General features: G+C 39.0%; 20 protein-coding genes. 10 read left to right on the top strand and 10 right to left on the bottom strand.

Features of this window, described 5'->3' with window-relative positions:
- Nucleotides 1-36: 36 nt before the first annotated feature.
- From OLD84_RS00780 to OLD84_RS00770, 3 genes are all read right to left on the bottom strand, one after another.
- Nucleotides 37-300, bottom strand: a complete 264-nt coding sequence (locus OLD84_RS00780; protein ID WP_209463457.1) for a pro-sigmaK processing inhibitor BofA family protein — start codon at nt 298-300, stop codon at nt 37-39.
- 85 nt (nt 301-385) lie between these two features.
- Nucleotides 386-1,615 carry an MFS transporter gene (locus tag OLD84_RS00775; RefSeq protein WP_209463456.1) on the bottom strand — a complete coding sequence of 410 codons (1,230 nt, stop codon included), beginning with the start codon at nt 1,613-1,615 and terminating at the stop codon, nt 386-388.
- Between the two features lie 50 nt (nt 1,616-1,665).
- Complete coding sequence (locus OLD84_RS00770; protein WP_209463455.1) at nt 1,666-2,520, bottom strand: NHL repeat-containing protein; 855 nt, start codon at nt 2,518-2,520, stop codon at nt 1,666-1,668.
- Between the two features lie 468 nt (nt 2,521-2,988).
- On the opposite strand from OLD84_RS00770, the gene OLD84_RS00765 reads away from it, so the two are divergent.
- Nucleotides 2,989-3,537, top strand: a complete 549-nt coding sequence (locus OLD84_RS00765) for a hypothetical protein (protein ID WP_209463454.1) — start codon at nt 2,989-2,991, stop codon at nt 3,535-3,537.
- Nucleotides 3,538-3,639: 102 nt separating this feature from the next.
- Here the strand turns inward: OLD84_RS00765 and OLD84_RS00760 are convergent, their stop codons facing one another.
- The gene (locus OLD84_RS00760) at nt 3,640-5,808 is read right to left on the bottom strand and encodes a peptidoglycan recognition protein family protein (RefSeq protein WP_209463453.1); all 2,169 of its coding nucleotides are present in this window, start codon (nt 5,806-5,808) and stop codon (nt 3,640-3,642) included.
- A gap of 367 nt (nt 5,809-6,175) precedes the next feature.
- Between OLD84_RS00760 and OLD84_RS00755 the strand changes: the two genes are divergently transcribed.
- The 3 genes from OLD84_RS00755 (at nt 6,176) to OLD84_RS00745 (ending at nt 7,343) form a co-directional block, all read left to right on the top strand.
- Nucleotides 6,176-6,346: a YvrJ family protein gene (locus tag OLD84_RS00755; protein ID WP_209463452.1), complete on the top strand. Its 171-nt coding sequence runs from the start codon at nt 6,176-6,178 to the stop codon at nt 6,344-6,346.
- A 158-nt stretch (nt 6,347-6,504) separates the two neighbouring features.
- The gene (locus tag OLD84_RS00750; protein WP_209463451.1) at nt 6,505-7,098 is read left to right on the top strand and encodes a sigma factor-like helix-turn-helix DNA-binding protein; all 594 of its coding nucleotides are present in this window, start codon (nt 6,505-6,507) and stop codon (nt 7,096-7,098) included.
- Entirely contained in the window at nt 7,095-7,343 is a 249-nt protein-coding gene (locus OLD84_RS00745; RefSeq protein WP_209463450.1) for a hypothetical protein, read from the top strand. The genes OLD84_RS00750 and OLD84_RS00745 overlap by 4 nt, the downstream gene beginning before the upstream one ends.
- Nucleotides 7,344-7,458: 115 nt before the next feature.
- Here the strand turns inward: OLD84_RS00745 and OLD84_RS00740 are convergent, their stop codons facing one another.
- Complete coding sequence (locus OLD84_RS00740; RefSeq protein ID WP_209463449.1) at nt 7,459-7,758, bottom strand: hypothetical protein; 300 nt, start codon at nt 7,756-7,758, stop codon at nt 7,459-7,461.
- Nucleotides 7,759-7,872: 114 nt separating this feature from the next.
- Between OLD84_RS00740 and OLD84_RS00735 the strand changes: the two genes are divergently transcribed.
- Nucleotides 7,873-8,061 carry a hypothetical protein gene (locus OLD84_RS00735; protein ID WP_245301592.1) on the top strand — a complete coding sequence of 63 codons (189 nt, stop codon included), beginning with the start codon at nt 7,873-7,875 and terminating at the stop codon, nt 8,059-8,061.
- Between the two features lie 270 nt (nt 8,062-8,331).
- Here the strand turns inward: OLD84_RS00735 and OLD84_RS00730 are convergent, their stop codons facing one another.
- Together OLD84_RS00730 and OLD84_RS00725 are read right to left on the bottom strand one after the other, a co-directional pair.
- Nucleotides 8,332-8,481: a hypothetical protein gene (locus OLD84_RS00730; RefSeq protein WP_209463448.1), complete on the bottom strand. Its 150-nt coding sequence runs from the start codon at nt 8,479-8,481 to the stop codon at nt 8,332-8,334.
- Nucleotides 8,482-8,499: 18 nt separating this feature from the next.
- Entirely contained in the window at nt 8,500-8,685 is a 186-nt protein-coding gene (locus OLD84_RS00725) for a hypothetical protein (protein WP_209463447.1), read from the bottom strand.
- Between the two features lie 181 nt (nt 8,686-8,866).
- On the opposite strand from OLD84_RS00725, the gene OLD84_RS00720 reads away from it, so the two are divergent.
- The 3 genes from OLD84_RS00720 (at nt 8,867) to OLD84_RS00710 (ending at nt 10,256) form a co-directional block, all read left to right on the top strand.
- Complete coding sequence (locus tag OLD84_RS00720; protein ID WP_209463446.1) at nt 8,867-9,331, top strand: phage holin family protein; 465 nt, start codon at nt 8,867-8,869, stop codon at nt 9,329-9,331.
- Nucleotides 9,332-9,463: 132 nt separating this feature from the next.
- On the top strand, nt 9,464-10,042 hold the full coding sequence (locus tag OLD84_RS00715; protein ID WP_209463445.1) for a sigma-70 family RNA polymerase sigma factor: 579 nt from the start codon (nt 9,464-9,466) through the stop codon (nt 10,040-10,042).
- A gap of 7 nt (nt 10,043-10,049) precedes the next feature.
- Nucleotides 10,050-10,256, top strand: coding sequence for a hypothetical protein (locus tag OLD84_RS00710; RefSeq protein ID WP_209463444.1), 207 nt, complete (start codon nt 10,050-10,052; stop codon nt 10,254-10,256).
- 47 nt (nt 10,257-10,303) lie between these two features.
- On the opposite strand, the gene OLD84_RS00705 is transcribed toward OLD84_RS00710, so the two are convergent.
- The 3 genes from OLD84_RS00705 to OLD84_RS00695 form a co-directional block, all read right to left on the bottom strand.
- Nucleotides 10,304-10,900 carry a WVD2 family protein gene (locus tag OLD84_RS00705; protein WP_209463443.1) on the bottom strand — a complete coding sequence of 199 codons (597 nt, stop codon included), beginning with the start codon at nt 10,898-10,900 and terminating at the stop codon, nt 10,304-10,306.
- 29 nt (nt 10,901-10,929) lie between these two features.
- Complete coding sequence (locus OLD84_RS00700; protein ID WP_209463442.1) at nt 10,930-11,511, bottom strand: hypothetical protein; 582 nt, start codon at nt 11,509-11,511, stop codon at nt 10,930-10,932.
- A gap of 110 nt (nt 11,512-11,621) precedes the next feature.
- Entirely contained in the window at nt 11,622-13,856 is a 2,235-nt protein-coding gene (locus OLD84_RS00695; RefSeq protein WP_245301591.1) for a peptidoglycan recognition protein family protein, read from the bottom strand.
- Between the two features lie 694 nt (nt 13,857-14,550).
- Between OLD84_RS00695 and OLD84_RS00690 the strand changes: the two genes are divergently transcribed.
- Both OLD84_RS00690 and OLD84_RS00685 read left to right on the top strand, forming a co-directional pair.
- Complete coding sequence (locus OLD84_RS00690; RefSeq protein WP_209463441.1) at nt 14,551-16,374, top strand: MotA/TolQ/ExbB proton channel family protein; 1,824 nt, start codon at nt 14,551-14,553, stop codon at nt 16,372-16,374.
- The gene (locus OLD84_RS00685; protein ID WP_209463440.1) at nt 16,364-17,059 is read left to right on the top strand and encodes an OmpA family protein; all 696 of its coding nucleotides are present in this window, start codon (nt 16,364-16,366) and stop codon (nt 17,057-17,059) included. The genes OLD84_RS00690 and OLD84_RS00685 overlap by 11 nt, the downstream gene beginning before the upstream one ends.
- Nucleotides 17,060-17,128: the final 69 nt, after the last annotated feature.

Below are 17,128 nucleotides of genomic sequence, written 5' to 3'. Positions count from 1 at the left end.
TTTGAAACTTTTATTTTAGCTTTGATCCAACCTACCTTAAATTAAAAACAAATGAATTGCCGTCAGTGAGGCTAGTCCAAATATACCTAAAAACCCTGACACGATTACGGTAAACAGATTAATAGGAATATGTAGCCCTATTGCTCCACCAAACACATTCAGGAAAAACAAAAACAAGATACCTATCCCCAGTTTAACGGTACTTTGTCCAATAAAACGCATCGGCTTAACCGGAGCACCTACAATTAATAATAAAACAATTAATGCAATCATAATGGAAATAACGACCGTAGAACTCAACTCAAATCAACCCCTTTTCCTTGTCCCCTTATTAGTACATATGATATAAAACGTGGAAAAAGAACTGGAAAAAACCAAAACATCCTTAGTTAAGCTGCCGCACCCTTTTATTAGTCAAACCAAGCAAAGAGACAAGAACAATTATTACCCCCGCTATCCCCATTGCCATTACAGTTCCCAGGTTTTCAATGAAAGAACCAAATAAGCCGTAACCAATCGGCAAAAGGGCCAACCCACCAAACATCTGAAAACTAGTAACACGCCCCAGTACATGCTCATCGACTAATTCCTGTACAGCGCTATCCCAAATAATGATAAATGCCGTTAAGCTGAATCCGATTACGGCTAATAGAAAGAGAGACACAAGGAATACTGGCCTTAATGACAAAAGCAGAACGCATACCCCTGACAATGCCATAAAAACATAATATAAAATACCACGATAAGATATCCTCTCTAATCGCCCAATGATCGTTGCACATAATAATGCTCCTATAGCCATCGCAGCCAAAAACCATCCATATGTTTGCACCCCATTATATGAAGTCTCTGCATAAACAGGCAAAATGATCACATCAAAAGAGGCAATCCCAATATTTGATAAAGATCCAATTAAAATACTCGCTCCCAGCCATGCTCGCTCACGAATCGCATTCCATCCATCTTTAAAGTCATTCCAAAAAGAAGTTGCGAGTTTCGGCTCATTTATCCCCTTTTCATCTTTCGTTTTAATCGATACGAAAGAAATAAACAGGGCGGATAATAAAAATGTAACCGCATTAATACTATAAGCAATATAGAGCCCGATAGCAGCAACAAGCGCCCCACCAACTACAGGTCCAACCATTTCACTTACTTGCCCCGAAATAGATCGAAGCGAATTAGCAGCTATAAGCTGATCCTTTCTTACAATCTGCGGAATTATTCCTCGAACAGCCGGACGGTAAAACGTGGAAATAAACCCCATTAAGGCCGTTAATATGTAAATATGCGTGAGCACCAACGCATCCGTGATGATGAGCAATGAAATCCCAAGTACAGCTCCGCCGCGAATGATATCACAAACTATCAGTACCCTTCGCCTCGGCCATCGATCAACATAAACGCCACTCATTAATAGAAAGATAATCTGTGGAAGAATAAAGAATGTATTTGTCAATCCGAGTTCAATTGCACCCCCGTCAGCATGAAAAACTAGAAAAGGAAGTGTAGTGGAATAGATCGCTAACCCAAAAAAAGATATGCTCTGTCCGGACCATAGCAAAGCAAAGGACTTATTATGTAGTGCGGTTATAAGTTTTGGCGTGTATGCCATATTAAAACACCCCCATATAGAAGAAAGGAGGCAATAAAGCCTCCATTCCTTTAAGCTTGAAAACCCGAAAGTTTCCAAATAGACCCTGTAGGCGCTGAACATACATACAAACTATTGCCATCAGGACTGAATCTCACACAGGTCGGCATGTTTAAACCCTGAATAATAGGGGCTTGAAATCTATAATCTCTACTATCAAAAGGATCTACTTCCAGTATAGTACCTTTGTGTGGCTGAGTAACATATAACATTTTATTAGTTGGATGTTGAATCATACCACCTTTCCAATCCAATCCAGAAGCTATCAAATGTCCATTTTTAACTATATCCATATAATCTGATTCACTCTCTGGATCCTTAACAATTTGGCCCAAAGCAGAACTACTAGATACACTAAATTCGTTCCCATCCTCGGCTCGTATTTTCGTTTTCCAGCCTGCACAACTACTAAACATACTCCACTCATATTCCCAGTCATCAGGAAAGGCACTCTGAGGAAGAATTCCTTCTAATCCAGGCATTGGTACTGCTGGTATATTTTTTATTAACACATTTTTAGAACCAGTGTCTGGATTAATTTTTAAAACTCTATTTGAGCTAACACTTTCACGCTCTACTACTTCTAAATTATTATCTAAATAGGTTAAACTATATGGTCTTTTTAAACCATCAATAAAAGGTATATTATCTGAGCTTTCTCCACCCATACTTATATCAACAATCCTATTCCCTGAAGTTTCACAGACGTAAATTCTCCCATCTGGCAACGGAACTATACTTGATGGCCCTTTTAAACCATAAGCAAAAGGATCTACATCTAAATAATTTCCAGGTTCGGTAATATCTTTAATTCTTCCAGCTGTTGTTTCAGAAACTAGCAGGGTCTTGGTGAAGATGTACACCATACGTCATCCCCCCTGATTCCCCCGGATGAAGTATATGAGTACTTACGCCAGCGTTCACCATAATCGGGGCAAATAGTATAATTATACATAACAACATACTTCCTATAAAGGCTTTTAGTTTCATTGATAAACCTCTCTTTTCATTATTAATAAACTACTATTTTAATTGTCTTCCTAAGCTATCCTACTTTTGTAATTTATTAAACTTTCTTATAATAAACTTATCATAGAATAAATAATTTGTATATTGGGAAAGTAATTGCTTTTTCAAGCAATTATCATACTCTTTTTCAGCATTTTCTTTACTTATTTTCCTATTCAAAGAAAATACGATATTAACGATATTCGATTTATAGATACAGGCAATCGACATAATTAAATAATTTTATGTTAGGATGATTAAAGCTGATTTCTTTGTTGTCACTCAGATTATATATTAACTATTAAAATCAAAAAGGAGGACTATTCATGATTGACCTTTTATGGGGGAACGCTATATTAGCTGCAGGACTCCTGGCGTTTTGCCTCATTTTTGTCCAAGTAAGCATATTCATTGTCATAAAATATAAAAGTGCTAGTATCCCAGACATCCAGATTTTAAAAAAAGCACACAAACGCACCCTGTTCATTAGAGAGAAAAAGTTAGTACCTATACTTGCAACCTTTGTGGCAGTGGTGTGTATATTCCTTTGCATGGTGATTACAGAGCAAACTTTACCGGAGGAACCCTCCCTTCATAGACTCATTGTCATCCTTATTATTATCTTATCACTCAACGAATTTAGTTCAGCTTCTTCGTTATTAATAGCCGCTTTTTTATTATTAAATGATGGAGAAAGTATCCATAAAATATGGAGAAAAGCTTCTTTACTTTGTGGTGTAATTGGTGTGTTTTTAGGGTTGTTATATTTTGCGACCTCAGATATTAATTATTTATTAGCCCTTATTTCGTTTTTACTAGGTGGGTTAGGCCATTTTGCTAATTCATGGAGATTTAATTTGCCAAACACTAAATAAACATAATTTAATTGATGATTTCATTACTGGAGCTGTCTTCGGTGAAGACAGCTCCATAATATTAAGGGAGATGACTAATTCATTAGCTTCTAACCAGGTTACTTAGCTTGCTGCGGATGAACCAAATAACAACGCTATAATTGCAGCTATAATACTGCCCATCGTTAACCCTAATGCCACAAGCGCGAATACCGCGAGCAAAACCAACACCAAAACTAACCCAGTTTGCGGCCTACCCCTATTCCTATTATTATCATAATCTATTTCATCTAAAGAAACAGTTTCCAAAAGTTTTGCATCCGAACCCGGAATAAAATAGAGAATTTCCATCTTTATATAAGTTGTGTTAAGAAAAGGCGGATCCCACGTAGCTTCAAAATCAGTAAAGTAATCAATACGCACCTCCTCTAGACGATCCATCACTTCACCAAGTATCCCTTCAATTTCAGTCCGCGCCTCCTGAATACTCCCATATTCATTCAATCCATAGTGTTCTTTCATTATATTTAGCATCTTATCCATGCCATCATCCAACTCATGACTATGCAGAACTTTACTTTCACCATTCTCTCCTTCTTCTGCAATTGTCCATGGAACGTCACCGTCTAAAACCAGAGTTCCGGTCAGAGTCCCGGTTAGTCCTCCTACTGTAATGTCATAATCGTATTCAGGGGTATCCGGTGATAAGAAAGGGTTTTTATCTGTAAAGACGGAGTCCGGGCTGTATACTTCAGGCTCCTCATAAGAGGAATTCTCAACTTGAGCCAGAAAGTCATCAAAGACACTTAGTAAATTAGCAGGGCAGTTTTTCCCACTCCAATGGTTATGCGGAACTACATTAGAAATTGGAATTGCAAAGTCCGTCATTAATTTCTTAACTAATGCCGCTGCATTTCGTCTGGTTTCCAAGAAGTATCCATCACTGTTTACACATAGTTCAATTCCAATACTATTGCGATTTCCATCTCCACTTCCATCTCCTGCATGATACCCAGTCTCATACGTTGGGAGATGTTGATAAATCCTATTTCCATCATCTACCGTAAAATGCCACGAAACTGCTGTCCCTGGTTGTTTTACATAATTAGCATGCATAGCAGCATTTGCTCCAACATCCGTATTAGCCGTCTCATGAATCGTAATATACTGTGGAGTCATGATAATACTTGGACGGTTACCATTAAAACGTGGAATAATATCATTTACTACAGTTAGATGACCCATGTCACCACCAATACTGTAACCACCGTCTGAGCCACCAGTGCCTCCAGTTCCACCGGTTCCTCCGCTGTTGCTTAAACCAAGTGATCCCAACGTCTCTGGGCCAGCGATTCCATCTACTTCTAACCCTTCTATGGTTTGGTAACGGCGTACCGCATCTTCGGTATCTGGACCATAAACTCCATCTACTCCATTGTCAGAGGCATTTACATCCGGATAGAAATTATTATCTACCAATGCTTGCTGCAACTCTCGGACTGCTGAACCCGAATCTCCTCGTTGTAATACGTTTCCTCCTGTGCCACCGCTGCTTAAACCAAGTGATCCCAATGTCTCTGGGCCAGCGATGCCATCTACTTCTAGTCCTTCAATGGTTTGATAACGGCGTACCGCATCTTCGGTATCTGGACCATAAACTCCGTCTACCCCATTGTCAGAGGCGTTTACATCCGGGTAAAAATTATTATCTACCAATGCTTGTTGCAGCTCTCGTACTGCTGAACCGGAATCTCCTCGTTGCAAAACACTTCCTCCTGAGCCACCGGTGCCTCCTGTTCCACCGCTGCTTAAACCAAGTGATCCCAATGTCGCTGGACCTGCTATTCCATCTACTTCTAGTCCTTGAATGGTTTGATAACGGCGTACTGCATCCTCAGTATCTGGACCATAAACCCCGTCTACTCCATTGTCTGAGGCGTTTACATCCGGATAGAAATTATTATCTACCAGTGCTTGTTGCAACTCTCGTACTGCTGATCCAGAATCTCCTCGTTGTAATACATTTCCTCCAGTGCCGCCAGTTCCTCCACTGCTAACCCCGAGAGATGCCAATGTTGCCTGGCCTGCTATACCGTCTACTTCTAATCCTTGAACAGTTTGGTAACGGCGTACCGCATCTTCGGTATCTGGACCATAAACTCCATCTACTCCATAGTCTGAAGCATTTACATCCGGATAAAAGTTATTATCTACCAATGCTTGTTGCAGCTCTCGAACATCTTCTCCTTGCATGTAAGGACTTGTTAAACGTAAAACTCTTCCTGTGCTCATAATTGTCCATCTCCTTATACTATTTTTTATATCCACCTGTTTCAAATAGAAAGAATTAAGAATCCTCTCGTTCCTTAATAGGTGGAGCATCTTTCACTTTATAAAAGAGGAAAAAGTATACTAAAAAATCAACCATTTTGATAAATTTTTTAAGCAATCCTCTTTTCTTCGGCAGATCTCCCTATCCTTATCAATATGTTTGCGAATTAGAAATCATAGAAATCAAGTCCATTTCCTCACCACCCTTTTTCATCAGTTGACTATAAAAGAGGGATATATGAAGTAAAAATCAACTCCAATGTAAAAATTTGATAGTTGAATAGGATTAACTCGAATCCTCTTTAGATAATAGGAAAGGAGGGGTCATATGGAACATGCGAATGAAATTGCAATGTTATTAGGTAATTTTGGGTTTCCTATTCTCGTATCTATCTACTTGCTTGTTCGATTTGAACAGAAAATAGGAGAACTTTCTGATAGGGTTAATTCAATGGCAAGAACAATTGAAAAAATATTAATAAAAGATAAGAATAAGTAATAATTACCATAAAGTGGAACAAAGAAAAAATAGACATCGAGATAGTCAATCTACATAATAGAACACACATTCTAAGGAATGTATGTTCTATTTTTTTCTTGAAGAAGTTTATTTTATGCAAACATATGTCTCTTTAATAATATAAGGGGGTGTTAACAATGGAAATGACAGGTAATTATATTGAAGACTATTTTCCTGGTGATCTCTATATTTTGGAAAACTCGGTAATGCATCACTTTTTTAGTTCTGATAAAAATATCTCTCTTCTAATCTCTGCATATGAAGAGGAAGGCATTGCCAACAAAAGACACTTGGATGAAGCATTTAAAGAACATTTCTATAAAGTAAAATTGTTCAATTATACGACCAAATTAATTCGTTTTTACACCATTGAGATGAAGGAAAGGTATTCAAGGTTCCATAAGCGAAACCTTTTTATTTTAGATGATTTTACGACAGAAGAAGACGAAAGCGTTGGATTAATAGATTTAACTACAGATGAAAATATTCACACTCCGGAAGATAAATTAGAGAATCATTTGGGACTTCTAGACTGCACAACGGACAAAAACCTTTATAAAGCCCTCTTGTCACTTTCTACTAAACAGCTAAAGGTTCTTAACTTGTTATATGCGGAGGGTTTAGGAAATAAAGAAATTGCAGATGTTTTCGGTGATAGTGACCAAAACATTTCCAGAATCCATAAACGGGCAATAAAATCTTTAAAAAACAAGCTGGAGGTGGCATCTTGAGAAGATATGAAGAGTTGCATCAAGAACTTATAAAGAAAGTTGAACCAAAAATTAGAAAGAGTATTAATTCTATTCCCGAGAAATATCGTGAGGATGTCAAGCAAGATTTAATGGAAAAGATTATTAAATCTGCTGATAATGTTAAATATGAGGATGTGCCTGGATTTTACGATTTTATTAAAGAAGAGCAAAAGAAAAAATTAAATGTACAGGATGTATCCAAAGGGGATAGAGAAGAAGAATAAAGTGATGTCAGGTAGCGAGCAATACCGGATTTCTATAGGATGAGTAAAAACCAAGGGACAAGTACTTATGTCCCTTGGTTCATTGTTAAATATTCCTGATTTCATCGCTCAATTCCTACCTCAAAGAAAGCACCTGTACAGTTTCTTCTTCCTTTTTCAGATTCATCGGAACACCCGTGATCTGAACAGTCAGGTCGTTTATATCTTCCGCAGTCAAATTCTCATCACTCAGCATATACACTAACGTGGTGTTTCTCGGTGTCTGTGTATCAAAATTACCATTGGCTTCTCCACTAAACATATCCTGCGCAACTAACTGCGCACCGTTCAGTTGAAGCGTTGTGGAAGCAAAGAAGAATTGCATTGGATCATCAGTTGTATTCTGAAGTGTCGCATCCATTTGTATAAATTTCACTTGATCCCCAGCTATACCAGTAGGGAAATAGAAATAAGAGAGAGAGAAGAATTATTAGAAGAGGTGTAAAGAAAAAATGCCTTCCGAGTGCAAGATTCAAACTGTAGAGAACGATTGGAAAATGAGGAGGTAAAGAAAATAATTAAGGAGTTAACCCCAAGAATAAAGAGTAGTATCACAAACACGACTTATCAGGAACGTGAGAATTTAGAACAGGAATTAGCTATCAAAATTGAAAAACTTCAGATGTTTGAATGTAGGTACAGTCCAGGGTTTTGGGAATTTATACAGGAAAACAATTAAAAATGTAGGGAAGACAAATTAGTGCCTAAACGCGACCTTTTATATTCTAAACAAAAACCAAATGAAGAATAAAAGCAGTGTGAGGTGTAAATAGTTCTTCATACTGTTTTTTTAACTTGTAATTTCAGTAGTTAGGTAGGATAAAGCATTCGCATCAATTCTACAAATAGATATACCATGACAGATTTTCCAGCAATAAAAAAGGAAGTTAACTCTAAAAACCTTCTTGAACCAGCTCCTTTAAATCTAACTTAATATATAGTTTTATTCTTATTCCTCTGTTTTATCTTTATTTATCTGTCGAATTTGTTTTTCCACCCAGTTAGAACGTTTCAAAGTCAGTAAGTGGAGGCATTTAAAGAAAAATAAATCAAATTTTGTCGGTGTTCCAGTCGAATCTTTGTAGGCTATAAGGTTCATTATTCCTCCTTAGTCCTGTCATTTAACAAAAGCTTTCTTTTGCAGCATTACAGCCTTCACCAGCAATAGTGGCACATAAATTTCTGCATACTGCCCTATGTACGAGCGATACTCTCCAACCTTCTCTATTCTCTTCGAATCATCCAGCGTTTTCTCACATGTATCAAGCCATAAGATGAAATTCCCCCAACTATGTTCTTTCAATTCTTTTCGGATGTCACCCTTGTATTCACTCTGTCAAGCTCCCAATGCCCGATTAAGGCCCTGAAAAACGTGATAACTATTACCCACATTCTTCCTAAACACCATTCCCCTCCTTTCATTTGATTTTTTTCAGCTCTATTTCTCTTTAGATAAAAACTTCCACATCTAAGGAGGCAGTTTAATGGATTCCTTTTTAACGTTCTTTCAACTAAACCATCTGCTTGGGAGTTTTGGCATGCTTTTTCAATATTTAGTGCTCTTTATGATTATCGACTATTGTATCAGCATGATTCGCTCCATTAAAAACCAAAGCTTATCGAGTCGGTTCGGATGGGCTGGGATTCTTCGTAAATTCTCTGTTATCCTCGTGGTCTTGATGGCTCATGCAATCGACCATCTGCTCATTACTACAAACGATCCTCTATTTGATATTCCGCTCCGAACTCTGGTCATTTGGGCCTATCTGATTAATGAAGCCGTGTCAATTCTGGAAAACTTGCGCGATGCAGGCGTCTATGTGCCTAATGTCATGAAAAAAACGATGAACCTATTAAAGGATCGGTATGACCCAGCCGATTCCCTAAAAGCTGAACAACGAAAAGGGCAAGAAGATGGAGGTAAGCCCTCTCAAGAAAAAAACCAATAATTTCTTATTGGTTTTTTCTTGTTCGAGTTGGCATACTGTGATAAATTTATTTAAAGAACTTATGTTCGCATTTTGATCTTTTCTTTCTTTTGGTCTCTTTAATAGGAAAACGGTAATCTGGAGTGTGGATCAATGAATAGAGAACTAATGAACACAGTTGAAAAAATCAAGAATACGAGCGACGATCCATTGTTAGTCAATTTTTACAAAGACAGCGACAACTATCGTCTCTTTATTCAAGCACTTAACGACCCTTATGATACTAATATTCAAAAATTAGATAGAGCATTCAAACGGTACTTTAAAGAAAAAAAGAAAGTCCTTTATATAAGCAACTTAATCAAGGGTTTTGCTCAAGATTATGATAAACGCTCAAAAAAAGAAGGGGCTTCCCTGTCTTTAGATAGGCCCATTAACGACTCCGAGGACGAGACCGTCACGCTCAAAGATGCATTAAAGGACGGAGACGTAGAAGAAATTTTTGAGTCAGCGCTTGAAAAAACAGTACCTTTAGAAGATTTGATTGAGAATGAATGCGTAGCGAAGGCATTTAAAAAACTTCGACCCGAACAAAAAGATGTACTCACTTACTCAATTGTAAGTGGCTTGATGAACAAAGAAATAGCTCAAGCCTTGAACCTTTCTGAGCAAATGGTCTCCTATCACCGAAAAAGTGCACTAAAACAACTACGAGCAGCATTGGAGGGATAACATTAACATGAACACCATTGATTACGACTACCACACACTACTTACAAAGTTTAAACCTAAGATTAAAAAGTCGTTGAACCAAACCGACTATCAAAAGCGAGAAGAACTGGAACAAGAACTGAAACTAAAGCTTTACGAAAAGATGCCGGTCATCCAAAACTTAGAGGCTCCTGGGCTAATTGAATTTCTAGGGTTAATTAACTTTGACAAATAAGAAACAAGCATCTGCTTTTTAGTAGATGCTTGTTTCTTTTAACTAATTCAGTCTTCATTTTGACTTAACTGTTTTCTGAGCTGCTTATTCTCTTCTTCTAACCTCTCCATGTACGCACGCTGCTCGTTTGCCTTGAGGGCGTCCTCAGCCCCAACTTTAGTTATAAATCCATAGATGAGAAAAACAAGCGGAAGCCACGTAAGAACACTCCATTCAAAGAAAAAAGAAAAAGGAAACACGATAATAGCAAGTATATAATAAACCTTAGACTGACCAATATCGATGGACCAAACGTCTGTATAGGCGTTTCGTTTGTACGCCAAAATGTAAAAAATATGTTTAACAATAGCGATGAACAAAATAATATAAGTACTTAAAACAACGAAATGAACCACTGTAGACAACCAGTTTTCTAGACCCTCGCTAAAGAATTGCAGCGCACCAATTAGAAGGGGAATGACATGGACTTGAAATAGTAGAGAAACCGGCCGGCGATTTTGAGGCTTCTTAACTTTTCCTCCCTTAAGAGAATAAAAATCGATTTTTTGTAAATAAATTATACATAGATAGAGGGTCAGTGCGAGGATATAAACCGAAAGCATCGTGATCACCCAACTATCCTGTACAAGAAAGACAGAATTCAATTAGAGTCCCTCCTCTCAATAAGCGATTGTTAAACCTCAATTTCCACCGATGCATCCTTGCCAATTCGTTCATCCGTTTTAGGATCAATCGGCGCTTCAATATGTAACTTTATTGTGACTATTTCTTCATACTCATTCGATTCGATAAAGTCCGTCACATCGAAATACAAAACTACCTCTTCATTCCCTCTAATGACAGGCATGGAATTGAAGCCATCGCGGAGAGGATAAGATTCATCATTATTAATCGTAAGCTCAAATTGGTCTGACTCAAAATGAATATCGTTTCCACTTTCCTCAAAACCTGAAGCATCTACTTCAAACCCTATAAAATCCAATTCTTCGTCTCCCACATCTTCTTCAAGAAAGGAATCCTTAAAATACCCGTTTACGAATGTGGCTTCATCAAAGTCAAATAAGATCTCTTCAAAACGAAGCTCTTCCCCCACTTCAAACCTCGCTAGCTCAATAGGAAATGCCAAGTCTGGTTCTTCACTCCTAGCTTCTTCAACGTCTTTTATGTCTAAATTATTCGTTTCTTCAGTTCCTTCATTTGAGCAGCCTGCAAAGATTAATACAACCAAGCTTGCTAACGTTATGTAGCTTTTCATAAAATCTAAACCTCCTTACACAGTTTAACGAACCCTTATTCTATCAAAATTAAAATAAATTTAAAAGAAAAAAGGAAGTTGCAAATTGCCAACTTCCTTTTTTTAAGAGCTTAAATCGGGGCCGGCATCCCTGGTAAGTTTCGACCAAACCAGCCAGCAATTTGTCTTAAAACATTCCCAATAAATACTGCTAACCAGCTACCTTTTAATAGAATTGCAGCTAGTAGAACAAGAACAACGACTGTGGCATACCTTTTAAAATTATCGTCATTGTTCCAATCCACATCTTGAATAACCATTTTTTCTACTACAAAGACGCCATCGTCTTCAAGTTTTCGCATTACCTCTATGGTAAACAAATCAAAGGTGAAAAATGGCCAAGAAGAGCTAAATTGCGGGTTTGATGGTGGTTGCACACGCACTTCCACAATGTCGTTTATATCTTCACTAAGGATGTCATTAAGGGTATCTCTGGCTTGATTGTATTCAGACGAACCAGGAACTCCAAAAAACTCTGCAATGTCTGTAATTGCTGCGGTTATCTCTGTTCCCAACTCATTCTCAGTCAATCTCCAAGTCTCTCCTACATCAAATAGAGAGTCATCAGGGTCACCGAACCCAATCGTGACGGACATTTCTCCTGAAACGGGTCCTAGCTCAACGTCTGCGACCACATTAAAACCAAATGTATACCCCTCTTCTCGCATACGATGCTCTGACTCTAAATCAATAAAAGGAGAAGTATATTTAAAGGTTCCATATTCAATCACTCCCCCATCTTCTGGGAGCTCCCCTGGGTTCCCGTCGTCGTGGACTGTTGAATTCATCACCTGATCTTTGAATTCATCAAAGATATTTAAGAGATTTGCTGGGCACAGTTTACCGCTCCAGTGATTATGCGTGACGACATTTTCAATCGGAATGTTTAAGTCATGCATTAACTGTCTAACAAGTGCTGCAGCTGTCTGCCTAGTTCTAGAAAAGTCCCCACCAGTATTTACGCACAGTTCAATGCCAATGCTATTTCGGTTTCCATCCCCACTGCCATCACCTGCATGGAATCCACTTTCGTTTAGCGGCAGATGTTGATAGTATGTGTCGGAATCATCAACAGTAAAGTGCCATGAAACTTGTGTGGACGAATTGCGAACAAAGCTTGCATGCATAGAAGCAGTCGCGCTCGGTGCTGTGTTTGCTGTTTCATGAATCGTAATATAGTCTGGATTCATTGCATACTCTGGGCGGTTATAGTTGGAACGAGGAACAAGGCGTTCAACCTTTTTCATACCAGAAATATCACCGCCAGTAGCAGGGCCACCGCCTCCTCCTGATCCGTCACCGGGGTCACCTGTGCCTGCACTAATACTTAAAGCATTCAGCGTTTCGGATCCAGCTATCCCGTCGACCGTTAAACCATTTATGATTTGGAAGCGACGAACAGCATCTTCTGTATTAGCGCCGTAGTGTCCATCCACACCATTATTCGCGGCGTTAATGTTTGGATAGAAATTGTTATCAACTAAGGCTTGTTGCAAAACACGAACAGCTTCACCCTGGTCGCCTCTGCGAAGATTACCTGGATTTCCTGAGCCACCGTCATTACCGCCTCCTCCTGATCCGCCATCGCTAATACCTAACGATGAAAGGGTATCTGGACCTGCAATGCCATCAACCATTAAGCCGTTTATCGTTTGGTAACGGCGTACCGCGTCTTCAGTATTGGGACCATAGATGCCGTCCACCCCATTATTTGGTGCGTTAATGTCAGGGTAGAAGTTGTTGTCTACAAGGGCCTGTTGTAACTGGCGTACGGCTTCACCTTCGTCGCCCAGACGCAATACCTGTCCGGAACCGCCACTTAAACCAAGTGACGCTAATGTTTCTGGCCCGGCAATCCCGTCCACTTGTAAACCATGCATAATTTGATAACGCCGAACCGCGTCTTGAGTATTTGCGCCGTAGATACCGTCGATCCCATTGTTAGAAGCATTAATATTCGGATAGTACCCAGCATCAACTAGCGCCTGCTGCAATCCTCGCACACGCTCTCCTGAATGACCTGTTCGTAGTGTAGTGCCAGAGCCCCCTCCAGTTCCTCCACCGGAACCGCCACCAATACCTAATGCATTACGCGTTTCAGAGCCCGCGATACCATCTACTTGTAGACCGTTTATAATCTGAAACCGGCGTACAGCGTCTTCTGTATCCGGTCCATAGATGCCATCGACGCCATTATTCGGTGAATCGATGTCTGGATAAAAATTGTGTTCTACCAGTGCTTGCTGAAGATCTCTTACCGCCTGCCCTTCATCGCCTGGTCTTAATGTGTTTTGTAGTTGTACCAAACCATTCATCTCCTTTTATTTTATGTTTCAGCCTCAAACCGTCTTACTCGTTTGATGTCTCACATCCTAAGAAAGAGAAGTTGAATGAATAAAATCAAATAGGTTCGCTCTTTTTTTAATTTTTTCTGTAATCCGTTCATGCTTGTACAAACCTCTGAGGAAATTATAGAAGGAAAATAGAATAATCATTTTGTAGTTGATGTGCCTGAGCAGGAACATTACAGAAAATGAATGCCAATAATGTCATTGGATTTATATATCCTCCCTTTTAATTTTTCGTAAATTTTTAGAGTTAGTTAAAATCCTTCATTTTTTGGCTTTTGTCTTTTAACACCTTTCACCTCCTTATTAGGAAAGTAACAGCTCTTACTAGATAAAGTGAATATTAAATTTCTAGAGGCAGTGGAACATCAACTACCTACCGCTTAACATGTCTATTGCAAACTCAAACTCTACAAAGTAACTATAAGAATAGATCACTAAATTAACAGCAATGATAAAGCAAAGATCCTGATTTTTTATAATATCCGCTTTCCAAATAACCTTCCACCGATATTATTCAATATCTATCCACCTTGTACACATGAATCGTCCAACCCCCGAATAGCAATAGTAAGAGAGGGCTGCAAATCTGGTTACCTCCGTATACGATGTGTAACGCTGTAAAAAAAGCTTTCCGGTAGGGGGAAAACGAATGGTGCAATCAATTCTGGAGATGTTTACAAGTGAGCAAAAAGCGGAGGCGATGTTGGCCAATCCAATGATTGAGGGCATTTTTATCTTTTTATTTACCGCTTTCGTGATCGCGATTCTGGTTCATATTGTCCTATTTAATAAATTGAAAAAAATAAGGAATTACTTAAAAGACACAAATCGAATGGATATCGATCCACTATCTTCTTTTAAGGAACAATTTGAAAAGAAACAAGAAGCGGTAAAGGCGGAAACCTTCGTGCAGGAGAAGTTTTCGAGTTGGCGTGTTTTCAATGTGCCTGTTGTCAGTCTAATTAAAATGATCCAGATGACGGTCTCTGTTTTTATCCTGATTGGTGTATTGGGGACGTTTATTGGGCTGACATCATCCTTAAATAGTATTAATTTAGACGATAGTGATTTAGTTGCAGGAGTAGCTGGCGTTCTGTCAGGGATTGATGTTGCTTTTTACACAAGTATAGTGGGTATGAGTTTCTCGTTGATCATGACGGTTCTCATTAGAATGCTCAACACGGAATTGATGCTGACAGATATTATGCTGATGACCGAATCCAATCTGGAAGGAACGGAGCAAAATGGACTCAGCCGGATGATTGAGGTGTCGGAAACAATTAATCAATCCATTCTCAGCCTGCAGGAAACGAATCAGCAATCTCTACAGGGAATAGAATCTGCGTTTACGGGATTTCAGGAATATACGACAGGGCTCCAGCAATCGGCTAAGGACTTGGCTGCATTTAATGAGGGACTTTCTGATAACCTAGGGGAATTTCAGGAGCTTTTCCGAAGTATGAAGGAAGTGACGGACGGATTTGGAGAAGGTACAACAAAGCTAAATAAGAACTTTGATAGTCTATTTTCCTATTTCAAAAAGATGGACGGACGAAATGAGCGAATGACGCAGGCTTTTGAAAATACTTATGAAAAAGTGAAGGAAGTCTCAAATACGCAACTGGAGACTCTAAATCAATTCGAGGATTCGGTGGTGGATATCAAACAATTCACCTCCTCCATTGTGGAAGGGCAAGAATCCATACAAGCTGCATTTGAGAAAATACATGGAAAAAGCAGTGACCTTGTGGATCGGATGGAGGCACATAATAAGGAGTTCAAACAGATTTTTGGGGACGATCTTACTGGAAAACTCGCAGGAATCATGACATATTTGAGTGAGCTTTCGGGGGATTTTGATAAAATGGGTGATTCAATTGGCAAGCTTCCTGATGCCCTTGACGTTATCAATCAAACACAGGCCGAATATAAGCATCTGTTATCCGATCGTTTTAATGAATTGAAGGAATTTAATCGAACATTTAATAACCATCTAAAAGCCCATTCCTCTGAATCAATGGCATTTGAGAAGCATATACAGGAGGCTTCCAGAACCTATGAACAGGTAGGGATGAAAAATAACCAGCTCATCAATGAGATGAACGGGACGATTGCTCAAATGAATCACACATTCAATCAGCGGGAGAATCAGCTTGAGGCAAGTGTAGGCGTTCTAAAGGATACACTCACCAATTATGTTGCCACGCTGGAAGGAAACCTTGGAAACAAACTGGATAAGGTAGCTCAAGGATTTGGACAATACGTGAATGAAACAAATGAAGGGATGCGAAACGAATTTAAGGAATTACGTCGGATAACCGAAGCAACCCATCAAAGCAATGGTCGCTTTATCCAACAAACATTACAGGAGCTCGCCCGGGAAATTCAAGCACTCAATCAGCAGCAAAATTCCATTGGTTCCCAAGCACGAAAAAGGGTTAATGGTATAGGGTTGGATCAAAATGAATACTAAATACCAACGATTATTTAAACAAGACCAGGACGAAGGTCAATTCTGGCCATCGTTCACGGATTTGCTTACGACCATTTTGCTGTGTTTCATGTTAATTTTTATTTTCATGATGGTTATTAAATCATTGCAGATAGAGGAGATGGAGGAAACGCTCGACCAAATCATGGGCGTGCGGGCAAACCTGGTTAGTGAATTAAAAGAGGAATTCAGTGGCTCTGCTATGGGGGTTGAGGTGGACGATAAAACAGGTGCGATTATTTTTAACACGGAAATATTATTTGAGTATGGTGATGACGAATTAAAGCCAGATTCCTTTACGTTTTTGGATGAGTTTGTTCCAAAGTACCTAGATATCCTCTTGCAAAGTGGGTACGAAGAATATATTGCTGAAATCATTATTGAAGGCCACACGGATCGTGATGGTGGCTATTTATACAACTTGAGGCTCGCACAGGACAGGGCGTATAGTGTCGCTGACTATATTCTGGGTGAGGATTTTCCATATGAAAATATTCAAAACCATGTCAAAGAAAAGTTGACCGTAAACAGCAAGTCCTATTCTGCTGTACGCACAGATGAAGAGGGGGACTATAGTGCGACAGATTCCCGTAGAGTGGAATTCAAGTTTCGTTTGAAAGATGATGAGATCCTTGATAAAACAAGAGAGATTTTGGGTGATTCGTAGAAGAGGGGTCTTTTCCAGAACCTTCGTTCCCTTATCAGAAATGTGTTATAATTTAATTAGATATACACC

This window comes from Virgibacillus natechei (assembly GCF_026013645.1).
In the GTDB taxonomy this organism is placed as follows: Bacteria; Bacillota; Bacilli; order Bacillales; family Amphibacillaceae; genus Virgibacillus_L; species Virgibacillus_L natechei.
This window is presented reverse-complemented; position numbering and strand designations above follow the sequence as displayed.

Coding starts and splice junctions, on each gene's coding strand:
- OLD84_RS00765 (WP_209463454.1), top strand. CDS start 2,989: ATGATTGACCTTTTATGGGGGAACGCTATATTAGCTGCAGGACTCCTG.
- OLD84_RS00700 (WP_209463442.1), bottom strand. CDS start 11,511: ATGAAAAGCTACATAACGTTAGCAAGCTTGGTTGTATTAATCTTTGCA.
- OLD84_RS00775 (WP_209463456.1), bottom strand. CDS start 1,615: ATGGCATACACGCCAAAACTTATAACCGCACTACATAATAAGTCCTTT.
- OLD84_RS00750 (WP_209463451.1), top strand. CDS start 6,505: ATGGAAATGACAGGTAATTATATTGAAGACTATTTTCCTGGTGATCTC.
- OLD84_RS00710 (WP_209463444.1), top strand. CDS start 10,050: ATGAACACCATTGATTACGACTACCACACACTACTTACAAAGTTTAAA.
- OLD84_RS00730 (WP_209463448.1), bottom strand. CDS start 8,481: ATGAACCTTATAGCCTACAAAGATTCGACTGGAACACCGACAAAATTT.
- OLD84_RS00715 (WP_209463445.1), top strand. CDS start 9,464: ATGAATAGAGAACTAATGAACACAGTTGAAAAAATCAAGAATACGAGC.
- OLD84_RS00755 (WP_209463452.1), top strand. CDS start 6,176: ATGGAACATGCGAATGAAATTGCAATGTTATTAGGTAATTTTGGGTTT.
- OLD84_RS00720 (WP_209463446.1), top strand. CDS start 8,867: ATGGATTCCTTTTTAACGTTCTTTCAACTAAACCATCTGCTTGGGAGT.
- OLD84_RS00770 (WP_209463455.1), bottom strand. CDS start 2,520: ATGGTGTACATCTTCACCAAGACCCTGCTAGTTTCTGAAACAACAGCT.
- OLD84_RS00690 (WP_209463441.1), top strand. CDS start 14,551: ATGGTGCAATCAATTCTGGAGATGTTTACAAGTGAGCAAAAAGCGGAG.
- OLD84_RS00685 (WP_209463440.1), top strand. CDS start 16,364: ATGAATACTAAATACCAACGATTATTTAAACAAGACCAGGACGAAGGT.
- OLD84_RS00760 (WP_209463453.1), bottom strand. CDS start 5,808: ATGAGCACAGGAAGAGTTTTACGTTTAACAAGTCCTTACATGCAAGGA.